Origin of the sequence: Starkeya sp. ORNL1 (genome assembly GCF_012971745.1) — a bacterium.
Classification (GTDB): domain Bacteria; phylum Pseudomonadota; class Alphaproteobacteria; order Rhizobiales; family Xanthobacteraceae; genus Ancylobacter.
This window is the reverse complement of sequence record NZ_CP048834.1, coordinates 5,560,826-5,573,999: the sequence shown is the minus strand read 5'-3', so window position 1 is coordinate 5,573,999 and position 13,174 is coordinate 5,560,826. Positions and strand designations below refer to the sequence as shown.

The following is a 13,174-nucleotide window of genomic DNA, read 5'->3' as shown; positions in this document are numbered from 1 at the left end:
CCGCTGATTTTCGTGGCACAAGTCATCATGGATCACCTCCACGGTGATCCCTGTTTACATGGCTCCTGCACCGATATCCTTGAGGAAGTACTGAGAAGACCCAAGCATTTCTGAAGATTCCTGAAATCGCGAACTAGCGGGCTCCCAGTCGGACGCCATTGCGGGTCAGTGGTGAACTTCACAGGAAGTGCGAGGCAAACTATGGTCGTGTCATCGTTGGATTTCGGGGAGCACATTGATGAGTTCCGAGGTTCAGGCCCCCCATTCTGCACTGCGCCCCGGGAACGTCGCGGTGGTGACGGGCGCGGCGAGCGGCATCGGCCGAGCGGCAGCGCGGCGATTTGCGGAGCTCGGCCTGCGAATTGTCCTCATCGATCACGCGGATGCGGTGCTGGACAGCGCGGCTGCCGAGATGACCAGCGTGGCACGCGGTGGTGCCGACGACGTCCTGCCAGTACAGGCGGATGTCGCCGATTATGCCGCGATGGCGCGGCTGCGCGACGTCGTGGCGGACAGGTTCGGTGATGTCTCAGTGCTCATGAACAACGCTGGCATCAACGACAATCCCGGCAACACCTGGTCCGGGCTGGATGGCTGGCGCCGGGTCATCGACGTAAATTTCTGGGGCGTCGCTCACGGCATTCACGCGTTCGTGCCATCGATGGTGGCTTCGGGCCAACCGGGATTGGTGATCAATACCGGCTCCAAGCAGGGTATTACCACGCCACCGGGTAATCCTGCCCACAACGCTTCGAAGGCCTGCGTGAAGGTCCTGACCGAGGCGTTGGCGCACGAGCTGCGGACTATCGAGGGATGCGGTGTGACCGCTCACCTGCTGATCCCCGGATTCACTTTCACCGCCATGACCGGACGCGCGGAGAAACCGCCCATGGCGTGGACTGCCGACGCGGTGATCGACTTCATGCTGGCCGGCCTGGCGAACGCGGAGTTCTACATTCTCTGCCCGGACCACGAGACGCCGCGCGCGCTCGACGAAAAGCGCATTCGGTGGGCGGCAGAAGATATGATCTGCAGTCGCCCCGCACTGTCGCGCTGGCACCCCGAGCACGCCGAGGCATACCGGCGCTTCATAAGCGACATATGACGGCGTATCAGCGCCTTACCGATCGCTTTGCCCGCATCGCCACGGTCAACGAGGCGTCGAGTGTGCTGCTATGGGACGCGGCGGTGATGATGCCGCCGGGCGGCGCCGCCGCCCGCGGCGACCAACTCGCGGTGCTTGCCAGTACGGCACATGCGCTGCTCACAGATCGCCGTGTCGCCGATGACCTCACGGACGCGGAGGCTGCGACCGGCTTAGCAAATGACCCGTGGCGGTTCGAGAATTTGCGCCTGATGCGCCACGCCCACACAAGGGCTGTTGCGCTGCCCGTGGATCTCGTGGAAGCTCGGACGCGCTCGAATTCAGCCTGCGAGACGGTCTGGCGCGATGCCCGGCGCGATGCCGATTTCGATCGCGTGCGGCCCTATATGGCTACGATGGTCAGGCTGGTTCGCGAGACAGCCTCGGCGCTGTCCGAAGCGCTTGAGATGTCACCCTATGACGCTTTGATAGACGGTTATCAACGCGGCATCGGAGAAGCGGACCTCGAGCCGGTATTCGCGGCCTATGACCGCTTCTTGCAGCATGCGTTGCCGCGTGCCGAGGCGTTGCAGGCGAGCCGACCCGCACCGCACGCGCCGCAAGGACCGTTTCCTATCAACGTGCAGGCGACACTATGTCGGCAGCTGGCAGCCACGGCTGGGCTGGATTTTGACCATGCTCGGCTCGATCGCTCGATCCATCCGTTCTGCCGCGGCGTGACCAGCGACGTGCGCATTACCACCCGGTACGACGAAGCCGACTTCGCCAAGAGCCTGCTGAGCGTGCTGCACGAGACGGGACACGCGGTGTACGAACTGCATTTGCCGACAGCTTTCGCGCGCCAGCCCGTCGGCCAGGCGGCCGGCGCCGCCGCGCATGAGAGCCAGGCATTGATCGTCGAAATGCAGGCGTGCCGATCAGATGCATACCTGACGTGGCTCGGTCCGGTGCTTCATCGACATTTCGGTGGTGACGCCCTGCCGTATGAACCGGAAAATCTCGGGCGCCTGTGGCGCCGCGTCTCACGCGGCTGCATCCGGGTCGGCGCTGACGAGCTGACATATCCGGCCCACGTGATCCTGCGTTTCCGCCTGGAGCGCGCGCTGATCGCCGGCAGCCTGAATGTGGCCGATCTGCCCGGAGCCTGGAACGACGCGATGCGCGCGCTGCTCGGCGTCGTGCCGCCGAATGACGCGTTGGGATGCCTTCAGGACATCCACTGGTACGATGGCGGCTATGGCTACTTTCCCAACTACACGCTGGGCGCCATGGCGGCAGCTCAATTGATGGCTGCTGTGCGGCGGGCTACGCCCGACCTTGACGACGCGCTAGGCCATGGTGACCTGTCGCCGCTACAAGACTGGCTCCGAAAGCATGTCCATGGACACGGCAGCTTGTTGGGTTTCAACGATCTCCTGCGCCACGCGACAGGAAAACCGCTGGACCCGACCGACTTCGAGACGCACCTCGCTGCGCGATATCTCTCATAAGCGCTACTCGGGCGATGACGAGGACGTGGACAGAAGTGACAGTGATCGCAAGCGTCACAGGCCGCCACGCGTGCCTAGATGGCCCCGGCCTCTTCGAGGAGTGAGCGGGCGGTGATCAGATCGACAGTATCGAAGCCCTCGGTAAAGCGCTCGTAGACTGCCCTCAAGGCGACGACTGCATCATCCGTCGAAGTTCCTGCGTACTGCAATCGGGCCAGACTGGTGGCGGCTCGGAGTTCCCAGAACAGTGCGCCCTGATTGCGTGCGTGTCCGATTGCCGCCTGGAAGGATCCGGCCGCCGCCGCTATTGCGCCCGGTGTGCCTGATTGCAGGATGATTTCTCCCTTGGTGCGGACTAACTCGGCGAAGCACCACATTTCGCCGTTACTTTCGGCGCGTCCGAGACCTTCGTCGATCATGCCAAGGGCTGTGGCTAGCTGCCCGGTTTTAGCGAGGCCGGTCGCGAGAACGCCGAGAAAGATCGGGAAACGCATCGACCAACCCGCCGATCGGAAAGAATTGAGAGACGAGCGGATAATCTCCATGCCGCGTGTCGTATCGCCGCCCTCGATCAGAAGGTTCCCTTCCAGACAACGGCCCCAATTTCCCCAGAAGTCGAGATGGTATTTGCTGGCAAGCCCGGTCAACATCGTGACCGCCTGCATGGCAGAGGAAAGATTTCCCGTCATGAGTGCAATGGGGCACAAGGCTTCGGCAAGCGCGTAGCATAGTGAAAGTACATGCCCGGAGGTTTGTGCGTCGTCGATGCTGGCCTCCGCGTGACGCAATGCCTGGTCGGCGTACCCCTGCAGCCATAGCACCCGGGCAAACATGGCGCGGGCCAGGATGTCCTGGTGATAATGAAAGCGCAGGACATGCTGTCCATCGCCTGGCGCAATATAATTGGCCAGAACATGTTCGAGATGCTGCCGGGCTTCGACCTGGCGTCCGCGATAGTGCATGGTCACGCCAAGCAGCCGCTCGCCGACAAACATGTCGGCCGGATTGGCGGCACGTCGCGCGACCTGAAGAAACCTTTGGGCAATCGGCTCAGCTGTCAGATTTTCTCCATTGTTGAAGCAGCAGGTCCATAGTGCCCATAATGCCTGTAGTTGATAGTTGGGATCGTCCAGTTCTGTTGCGATAGCGAGCGTTTTACTGAGTACCAGCTTGGTTTCGCGCTGCAGTCCGGTTGTGCTCAGCAGAGAGATGCCGAGCGCCGCGTGCAGTTGCAGCGTGACCCGGGGCCCCAGTTCGGTGTCCGGCGTGAGGGCGTTCAGCGCACGTTCGACCCGCTCTCGGCACTCGACGAGAAGCGACATGGCAAGCCAGACTGGAATTCCGCAGATCGTGAGTTGCGTTCCGATTGCGACGTCGCCTTGCGGCGAAAATGCCCAATCCAGAGCGGCGCGGATGTTGTTGATCTCGGGAGCCATCCGGGAGCCCCGCTCCGCGTCGAGCCGAGCAGTCAGTCGGTCGTCGGAGGCCGAGAGAAGCTTGACGCAGAATTCGGCGAGGCGTCGGAACTTGATGTCGAACTCCCCACTCTCTCGCAATCTTTCCAACGCGTAGACGCGCGTTGTTTCGAGAAGCCGCCACCGCTCCGGCGCACTCGTGCGATCGAGGTAGATCAGGGATTTTCCGACGAGGCTGGCGATATCGTCGACTGCAATCCGCTGATTGACTGCGCTGCGATCCGCTACGGCAACGGCCGCCTCCAACGTGAATCCCGCCGCAAAGACGGCAAGGCTCCGAAATAGCGCCCGCTCGCGTTCCGATAGCAGGTCGTAGCTCCAATCGAGGGTTGCCCGAAGCGTTTGGTGTCGCGGTAGGGCCGTACGACGCCCACTCGTCAGAAGTGTGAAGCGGTCGTCCAGGCGGCGCACGACCTCGCTCAGACCGAGCGTCGCCGCCCGCGCGGCTGCGAGTTCGATGGCAAGAGGGATTCCGTCGAGGCGTTTGCAGATCGTGGCGATATCGGCGAATTCGCTCGGGTTTATCTCATCACCCATGCCGCCCGATGCCTTGCTCCGTGCAATAAACAGTTGGACCGCGCTGTGATCGAGCATTTCGTTCGGGGCCAGCGACTCCCGTGCTGGCACGTCGAGCGCGCGGACGTGGAAGGCGAATTCCCCGTCGATTCGCAGCAATTCGCGGCTGGTTGTCAGTAGGGTTGCGTACGGACAATTGTGCACAACCGCTTCCGCCAACTGCGCCGCGGCTTCGACGACGTGCTCGCAATTGTCGAGCACCAGCAGGAGTGTTCTCTCTCCGATTGCACGAGCGACCGTTACTGGGGAAACACTGTCGCCTCCATGGGGCAATCCGAGCGCGCTTGCAAAGGCAGATATCACCAGGCTGGGATCGGACAGCGAGACCAATTCCACCACTGCGCAGTCGTGTCCATTACGTTGGCAGAATTGATGCGCCACCTCCATCGCCAGTCGTGTCTTGCCAATGCCGCCGGGCCCAGTCAGCGTCACCACCCGATATGCCGACAGGAGCTCGCTCAAACGTTGCATGTCGTTGGCGCGTCCGATCAACTCGGTGCCTGCCACTGGTAAGGCTCGCGCGACCAGTGGGATAGCGGGTGACAGCGTCTCCGTCTCGACGGATTCCGACATCGACTGCTCGGACCTTGTCGTCCAGTCACCCAGCAGACGGTAGCCACGGCCGGATGCCGTTTTCAGCAATCCACGATCTGCGCCGAGAGCTTTGCGGATTGCCGATATATGGACCTGGAGGGTGTTGTCATTGACGAAGGCACCCGGCCAGATGCGGTCCATGAGTTCCCCCTTGGTAACCATCGCGCCCGCCGACCTGACCAACACCTCGACGACTTCGAATGCGCGACTTCCCAAGGGAACCGGAACTCCTCCATGCCTCAGTTCCCGGCCCTTAAGATCGAGCTCCCATCGCGTGGAAGAACTGACGATGCCCTCACGATGATCGTTCACTTCGTTCCCCATGCGGGATTCTTGCAGTGACCTAGGGATCTGCTGGCAAGCAAGAAACTGGCCGATTTATCCTTAGTCTGCAATGATTTCGTCCGTTCTGATCGCCGCTCGACAGGCGTAGTGGACGAAGTCCGCCCGGATAAAGGTGCCGTTGCGGCGCTCGGTATCAAACACGGGGATGAGGGCAGAGCGGCCGTAACGACCCGGAGATCGCGAATGCGGCGATGGCGGAAGCGGCCTTCCGCGAAATGCGGCCAGAGCGCCCGTCGAGCAACGATCACCAGCGCCTTGCGTGGTCGATTCTCTCTGCGGCAAAACGGACGCCGGCCGTAGCAGAGGCGCGTCGAGGACGATCGCTGCTCTCTCAACGCTAATGCTCGACTGTAGCTTGCCTTTTATTTTCTGCCGCAAACTCCAACATCGTTCGCGTAAGCCGGCGCCACTTTCATCGCGGGAGACTTATTCTCAAGCTCGGCCTGTCTTGCAAACTCCAACTCCATGTCGATGCCGTAGAGCGCAAAGGCCGAGCGCGACCGCCGTCACGAGCCCGGCGAAAACCGGCCTAGTTTTGAGATCGGGCGAATCGGATCAGCGTGGCGGCCGGATGCCACTGTTCCGGCCGCAAATTGTCGAGTCAGTGAAACGAGCGATCCCGAGACCACACGTCACTGAACACCGCAGAGATCGGCGGCGCGGTCCAGCTGGCTAGTTCTGGAGGAAGCGTTGCCGCCAATGTTGAGGCTCGCCTCGTGAAGATGAGGAAGTTAGGAGGGCAGTGAGCGCGGCATTTTTTTGTCCGCTAACGTCCGTCAATGCGCGCAGGCCGATATTCGACGGATATTTGGTGCATCACCAGCGAAAGAGGCTAACCCCTTGCAATTGCTGGCGCTCCCAACCGGAATCGAACCGGTGTTTTCGCCGTGAGAGGGCGACGTCCTAGACCGCTAGACGATGGGAGCGTCGCGGCAGGCCGCCCTCTTAGGGCGAAACTCCTGACCGATCAAGGGGTGATCGACATATCCACCGAGAAACCCGCTTGCGCGCCTCGCCGCAGCTCACCACCTCACGGTTCCGGCGCAAAGCCGATGCGTCCGCGCGGGGCGTGGCTGCTTGCATCGAAGAACAGGGTCTCGACCATCCCGCCGTCGCGCTCCACCGTGACGGCGATGATATCGCCGGACGGGACGGCGGAGAGCACCTTCGCCCCCTTCGGCAGCAGGATCGTGCCGGAAACTTGAGCCGGCACGCTTTTCCATCCGGCCACGACCCTGTATCCGATGGCGCCGAACAGGGCGAGGAAGCCGAAGCCCATCAGCAGGCCGGAAAAGGCGGCGAAGCCGCGCAGCTTGCGCAGCACGCGCTCCGCTGCCGGATCGAGCTTCTCGTCTTGGTCAGGAGAATTCATGCAGTCACCGTCGGACGAGCCCCTGGAAGAATTGGATGACGCCGCGCCCGGCGCGGCGGAGGCGGCGCGCGTCGATATCATCGCCAGCCCGGATGATGAAGGGCTGCGGCTCGACCGCGTGCTGGCGAGGCACCTGCCCGAGCTGAGCCGCACCCGGATCCAGGCGCTGATCGCCGGCGGCCAGCTCTCGCGCGATGGCCGCGCGCTGACCGCCTCCTCCAGCAAGGTCGCGAGCGGCGAGCGCTTCGCGCTTACCCTGCCCGCTCCCGAGCCAGCCGAGCCCGAGCCGCAGGACATCCCCCTTGCGATCATGCATGAGGATGACGATCTCATAGTCATCGACAAGCCGGCTGGCATGGTGGTGCACCCGGCCCCCGGCAATCCCGACGGTACGCTGGTCAATGCCCTGCTGTTCCATTGCGGGGCCAGCCTCTCAGGCATAGGCGGCGTGCGGCGGCCAGGCATCGTGCACCGTCTCGACAAGGATACTTCCGGCCTGCTCGTGGTCGCCAAGAATGACGCCGCCCATCGCGCACTCGCCGCCCAATTCGCCGATCACGGCCGCACCGGGCCGCTGGAGCGCGCTTATGTCGCTTTTGCCTGGGGCGAGCCGTCGGCGCCGCGTGGCACGGTGGATGCGCCGATCGACCGCCACCCGGTCTCGCGCGACCGCATGGCGGTACGTGCCGGTGGGCGCTTCGCCATTACCCATTGGGAACGGCAGGCTGTCTATGCTGATTCACAGGGCCGTGCGGTCGCCTGCCGGCTGGAGTGCCGGCTGGAAACCGGACGCACGCATCAGATCCGCGTGCATATGGCGCATATCGGCCATCCATTATTGGGGGACGAGACCTACGGCATCAGTCACCGCACCAAGGCGTCACGGCTTACCACCGAGGCCCGCGTCGCGCTGGAAACCTTGAGCCGGCAAGCCTTGCACGCGGCACGGCTCGGTTTCGAGCATCCCGCGAGCGGGGAATTCCTGCTGTTCGAGAGCCCGCTGCCGGCCGATCTCGCGGTATTGGAAGCCGCTTTGGCGGGCTGAAACACGAGCTTGCCTCAACGCAACGTGACCATGGCAAACGTTGCGCTTTCCGGTTTTGTGTCACCTGCTGTATCATGCTTTCAGCGGCTGGCTGAATGCGGCCGCGACCTGGTCGCCCGTTTATGGGGACCGTACGAGAGGAAGGAGGGCGCTCAATGGCCCGTTCCGCAATCACTATCCCGTCCGCCGAGGGCGGGCTGTCCCACTATCTGGAAGAGATCCGCCGGTTCCCCATGCTGGAACCGCAGGAGGAATATATGCTCGCCAAGCGCTGGCGCGAGCATGAGGATCCCGAAGCGGCATCGCGCCTCGTCACCAGCCATCTGCGCCTCGTCGCCAAGATCGCCATGGGCTATCGCGGCTATGGCCTGCCCATATCCGAGGTGATCTCGGAAGGCAATGTCGGCCTGATGCAGGCGGTGAAGCGCTTCGAGCCGGACAAGGGCTTCCGCCTCGCCACCTACGCCATGTGGTGGATCAAGGCGTCGATCCAGGAATACATCCTGCGCTCCTGGAGCCTGGTGAAGATGGGCACCACGGCTGCGCAGAAGAAGCTGTTCTTCAACCTGCGCAAGGCCAAGAGCCAGATCTCCGCGCTGGAGGAAGGCGATTTGCGCCCCGACCAGGTGAAGCAGATCGCCACCAAGCTCGGCGTCGCCGAGCAGGACGTGATCGACATGAACCGCCGCCTGTCTGGCGACGCTTCGCTCAACGCGCCGATTCGCGGCGATGTCGAGGGCGGCGGCGAGTGGCAGGACTGGCTTGCCGACGATCGCGAGAGCCAGGAAGCGGTGCTGGTCGAGCACGAGGAACTGGACAATCGTCGCTCGGCGCTGGCCGGTGCGTTGTCGGTGCTGAACGACCGCGAGCGCCGCATCTTCGAGGCGCGCCGGCTGTCGGACGATCCGATGACGCTGGAAGATCTCGCCACCGAGTTCGGCGTGTCCCGCGAGCGGGTGCGCCAGATCGAGGTACGGGCCTTCGAAAAGGTGCAGAAGGCGGTCATCGATCGCGTGCGCCACATCGAAACGCCGGACGCGCGCGAGCATTCACCGGCGCTCTGAACTCCAAGGAAGCCATCCCGGAACGGCCGTAAGGCGGTTCCGGGAAGAACTCCCAGCCGCATCCTTCGCGGCCCGGCTTTGCCGGGCAGCTCAGGATAAGGTTGCTCCTGTAACCACGTCATCCTGAGGTGCTCGCGCAGCGAGCCTCGAAGGATGCTGAAGTAGGCGCGTCCACCCCCAGAATCGAGATGGCCGGCACGAGGCCGGCCATGACGTCACTCTGAGGGGTAGCGCGCCCTACGCCGACAGCGACATCCCGCCGGCACCACCACCCGCCTGCAGCACCGGCGAGACTTCCCGCGCCCGCCGCACATCGAAGGCGAGCACGTCGCGGATGCTCAGCACGCCGACCATCTGGTGATCTTCCAGTACCGGCAGATGGCGGATGTGATGGCTGTCCATCAGCGCCCGCACATGGTCGACGGTGTCTTCCATGGTGCAGGAGATCATGTTGCGCGACATCAGGTCGGCCACCCTGGCCTTCAGCCCGGCAGCGCCGCGCTCGGCAACGGCGCGCACCACGTCGCGCTCGGAGAAGATGCCGACCACGGTGTCGCCCTCGGAACCGCAGGCATCCTTCACCACCACGGCGCCGATGCGCTCGCGGTTCAGCAGCGTCGCCGCCATCTCGACCGTTTCGGTCATGCGGATGGTGGGAACGCGGGCGTTCTTCGATTTCATGAGATCCGCGACAAGCATGGCGACCTCCCTCTGGTTGCCGGGGCGACGCGTTCGAACTCTTAGTCTTTGGTCGAATTCTGGTATGCAATACACCTGACGTCAATGAAAACCGATTCCGCAATGCGGCAAACCTCTTCTTCAGTGCGCGGACAGCAAAAAGGCCGGGATTTCTCCCGGCCTTTGGTGTTGGTGAAGGTGTGTGTGGTCAGAGGTTTTTGACGATCTCTTCAACCATCTTCTTGGCGTCGGCGAACAGCATCATGGTGTTGTCCTTGAAGAACAGCTCGTTCTCCACACCGGCATAGCCCGAGCCCATGCCGCGCTTGATGAACAGCACCGTCTTGGCCCGCTCCACGTCGAGGATCGGCATGCCGAAGATCGGCGACTGCGGGTCGGTCTTCGCCGCCGGGTTGGTCACGTCGTTGGCGCCGATCACGAACGCCACGTCGGCCTGCGCGAACTCCGAGTTGATGTCCTCGAGCTCGAACACCTCGTCATACGGCACGTTCGCTTCCGCCAGCAGCACGTTCATGTGCCCGGGCATGCGCCCGGCCACCGGATGGATGGCGTAGGAGACCTCGACGCCCTCCTCCTTCAGCTTGTCCGCCATTTCCCTGAGCGCGTGCTGCGCCTGCGCCACCGCCATGCCGTAGCCCGGCACGATGATCACCTTGGCCGCGTTCTTCATGATGAACGCCGCGTCCTCCGCCGAGCCCTGCTTCACCGGACGGGTCTCCACCACGCCGGCAGGTCCCCCCGAGGTCTCGCCGCCGAAGCCGCCGAGGATCACCGAGATGAAGGAACGGTTCATCCCCTTGCACATGATGTAGGACAGGATCGCGCCGGAGGAGCCGACCAGCGCACCGGTGATGATCAGCGCGGTGTTGCCCAGCGTGAAGCCGATGCCCGCCGCCGCCCAGCCGGAGTACGAGTTCAGCATCGACACCACCACCGGCATGTCGGCGCCGCCGATCGGCACGATGATCAAGCCGCCCAGCACCAGGCTGACCAGCACGATCAGCCAGAACACCAAATGGCTCTCGGTCAGCACCAGCACCACGACCAGCACCACCAAGAGGATGGCGAGGCTGGCATTGATGACGTGGCGGCCCGGCAGCATGATCGGTTTGCCGCTCATATTGCCGTTCAGCTTGGCGAACGCGATCACCGAGCCGGTGAAGGTGATGGCGCCGATGGCGACGCCGAGGCTCATCTCCACCAGCGCCTGGCCGTGGATGGCGCCGACCGCGCCGATGCCGAAGGCTTCCGGCGCATAGAGCGCGGCGGCCGCCACCATCACCGCGGCGAGGCCCACCAGCGAGTGGAACGCGGCCACCAGCTGCGGCATCTGCGTCATGGCGATGCGCTTGGCGATGATGGCACCGGCGCCGCCGCCGATGGCGAGCCCGCCCAGCACCAGCGCCCAGCCCCATGCCCCGTGCGGCGGGCTCGCGCCCAGCGTGGTCAGGATGGCGATCCCCATGCCGACCATGCCGAACAGATTGCCCTGGCGCGACGTCACCGGGCTCGACAGCCCGCGCAGCGCCAGGATGAACAGCACCCCGGAGACGAGATACAGCAGAGCGACCAGATTGGCGTTCATTGTTCCCCGCCCCTCACTTCTTCTTCTGGTACATGGCGAGCATCCGGCTGGTGACCAGGAAGCCGCCGAAGATGTTCACGCTAGCCAGGATCAGCCCGATGAAGCCGAAGCCGCGGGCAAAGCCGGTGCCTTCCGCCGCCAGGTCCACCCCGACCGCCAGCAGCGCCCCGACCACGATCACCGAGGAGATGGCGTTGGTGACGCTCATCAACGGCGTGTGCAGCGCCGGCGTCACCGACCACACCACGTAATAGCCGACGAACACCGCCAGCACGAAGATCGCCAGCCGGAACACGAACGGGTCGATCGCCCCGCCCGACAGCCCGTGCGCCGCCGCTCCTGCCGCCGCCGCAGCAGCATCGGCGTATGCCGCCGCGGCTTCCGCCGCCTGCCGCGCCACTTCCGCCGCCGCCTTCGCCCCTTCCACAGCCTCGATCGCTGCCGGATTGGCCATGTTGCTCTCCCCGATCCTGCCGGGCCGGCCACCTCGGGCCGCCCGCCGCTTCCCTCTGTTCTTGGCTCGCCCTCATCCCGTCCCCGGGCTTCACCCGGGGATCAACCCGGCTCCGAAGCCCTGGGTGCCCGGATCAGGCCCGGGCATGAGGGTGGTGTTGGAAGACCCCTACGACGCCGGCGCGTCCGCCGCGACATCCGCAGGCTTGAACGACGGGTGCACCACCGCGCCGTCCTTGGTCAGCAGCGTCGCCTTCACCAGCTCGTCGTCCCACTTCACGGCGAGGCTCTTCGACGTCTTGTCGATCAGCGTCTCGACGAAGGCATAGAGGTTCTTGGCGTAGAGCTGCGACGAGGTCGCCGCCAGTCGCCCCGGCACGTTGAGGTAGCCGACGATCTTCGCCCCATTGGCCGTCGTCACCACCTCGCCGGGGACCGCACCCTCGACATTGCCGCCGCGCTCCACCGCGAGGTCGATCAGCACCGAGCCCGGCTTCATCGAGGCCACCATCGCCGCCGAGACCAGCTTCGGTGCCGGACGGCCCGGGATCAGCGCCGTGGTAATGACTATGTCCTGCTTGGCGATGTGGCTCGCCACCAGCGCCGCCTGCTTGGCCTGGTACTCCGCCGACATCGCCTTGGCGTAGCCGCCCGCGGTCTCCGCCTGCTTGAACTCCTCGTCCTCGACCGCGATGAACTTGCCGCCCAGGCTCTCCACCTGCTCCTTGGCCGCCGGCCGCACATCGGTCGCCGACACCACCGCGCCGAGCCGCCGTGCGGTGGCCACCGCCTGCAGCCCCGCCACGCCCGCGCCCATCACGAACACCCGCGCCGCCGGTACCGTGCCCGCCGCCGTCATCATCATCGGGAACGCCCGGCCGAACTCGCCCGCCGCATCCACCACCGCGCGGTAGCCGGCGAGGTTGGCCTGGCTCGACAGCACGTCCATCACCTGCGCCCGGGTGATGCGCGGCATCAGCTCCATCGCGAACAGCGAGGCCCCGGTCGCCGCGATCGCACCGAGTTCCGCCTCGTGGCCGTAGGGATCGGCGATCGCGATCACCAGCGCCCCCGGCTTCACGCCCGCAAGCTCCCCAGCCTCCGGCCGGCGCACCGCCAGGATCACGTCCGAGCCACTGATCGCCTCGGCATTGGAGGGCACGATCGTCGCCGCCACCGCCGCATAGTCCGCGTCCAGGATCCCCGACCGCAGTCCCGCCCCCGACGCCACCACAACCTCGGCCCCCAAGGCCGCAAACCGCTTCGCCGTGTCCGAAGACAAGGCTACCCGTGGCTCCAAATCAGAGCTCTCTTTGACAACCGCTATCCGCATGTTCCCTCCGACTTTCTTATTCTCACGCTTTGTCCCAG

Annotated in this window: 10 protein-coding genes and 1 tRNA gene; 4 read left to right on the top strand and 7 right to left on the bottom strand. The window is 64.4% G+C overall.

Going from position 1 to position 13,174, the window contains the following annotated elements:
- Positions 1-238 precede the first annotated feature (238 nt).
- Together G3545_RS26165 and G3545_RS26160 are read left to right on the top strand one after the other, a co-directional pair.
- Positions 239-1,105, top strand: a complete 867-nt coding sequence (locus G3545_RS26165) for an SDR family NAD(P)-dependent oxidoreductase (protein WP_170017176.1) — start codon at positions 239-241, stop codon at positions 1,103-1,105.
- Positions 1,102-2,595 (top strand): carboxypeptidase M32, encoded by a 1,494-nt coding sequence (locus G3545_RS26160; RefSeq protein WP_170017174.1) that lies wholly within the window; start codon positions 1,102-1,104, stop codon positions 2,593-2,595. The genes G3545_RS26165 and G3545_RS26160 overlap by 4 nt, the downstream gene beginning before the upstream one ends.
- A gap of 74 nt (positions 2,596-2,669) precedes the next feature.
- On the opposite strand, the gene G3545_RS26155 is transcribed toward G3545_RS26160, so the two are convergent.
- The 3 genes from G3545_RS26155 to G3545_RS26145 all read right to left on the bottom strand — a co-directional run bounded on the left by G3545_RS26155 (position 2,670) and on the right by G3545_RS26145 (position 6,957).
- Entirely contained in the window at positions 2,670-5,564 is a 2,895-nt protein-coding gene (locus G3545_RS26155; protein ID WP_170017172.1) for a winged helix-turn-helix domain-containing protein, read from the bottom strand.
- Positions 5,565-6,435: 871 nt separating this feature from the next.
- Positions 6,436-6,511 (bottom strand) — tRNA-Glu (locus G3545_RS26150).
- 104 nt (positions 6,512-6,615) lie between these two features.
- A complete protein-coding gene (locus tag G3545_RS26145; RefSeq protein ID WP_170017170.1) occupies positions 6,616-6,957 on the bottom strand; it encodes a hypothetical protein in 342 nt (113 codons plus the stop codon).
- Here G3545_RS26145 and G3545_RS26140 point away from each other — a divergent pair.
- Positions 6,956-8,002: an RluA family pseudouridine synthase gene (locus G3545_RS26140; RefSeq protein ID WP_170017168.1), complete on the top strand. Its 1,047-nt coding sequence runs from the start codon at positions 6,956-6,958 to the stop codon at positions 8,000-8,002. The genes G3545_RS26145 and G3545_RS26140 overlap by 2 nt on opposite strands.
- Before the next feature lie 155 nt (positions 8,003-8,157).
- Positions 8,158-9,066: an RNA polymerase sigma factor RpoH gene (rpoH, locus tag G3545_RS26135; RefSeq protein ID WP_170017166.1), complete on the top strand. Its 909-nt coding sequence runs from the start codon at positions 8,158-8,160 to the stop codon at positions 9,064-9,066.
- Positions 9,067-9,303: 237 nt separating this feature from the next.
- On the opposite strand, the gene G3545_RS26130 is transcribed toward rpoH, so the two are convergent.
- The 4 genes from G3545_RS26130 to G3545_RS26115 form a co-directional block, all read right to left on the bottom strand.
- Positions 9,304-9,765, bottom strand: a complete 462-nt coding sequence (locus tag G3545_RS26130) for a CBS domain-containing protein (protein WP_170017164.1) — start codon at positions 9,763-9,765, stop codon at positions 9,304-9,306.
- A 187-nt stretch (positions 9,766-9,952) separates the two neighbouring features.
- Positions 9,953-11,350, bottom strand: a complete 1,398-nt coding sequence (locus G3545_RS26125) for an NAD(P)(+) transhydrogenase (Re/Si-specific) subunit beta (protein ID WP_170017118.1) — start codon at positions 11,348-11,350, stop codon at positions 9,953-9,955.
- A gap of 13 nt (positions 11,351-11,363) precedes the next feature.
- Complete coding sequence (locus G3545_RS26120) at positions 11,364-11,804, bottom strand: proton-translocating transhydrogenase family protein (protein ID WP_170017162.1); 441 nt, start codon at positions 11,802-11,804, stop codon at positions 11,364-11,366.
- A gap of 168 nt (positions 11,805-11,972) precedes the next feature.
- A complete protein-coding gene (locus G3545_RS26115) occupies positions 11,973-13,136 on the bottom strand; it encodes a Re/Si-specific NAD(P)(+) transhydrogenase subunit alpha (RefSeq protein ID WP_170017114.1) in 1,164 nt (387 codons plus the stop codon).
- Positions 13,137-13,174 lie beyond the last annotated feature (38 nt).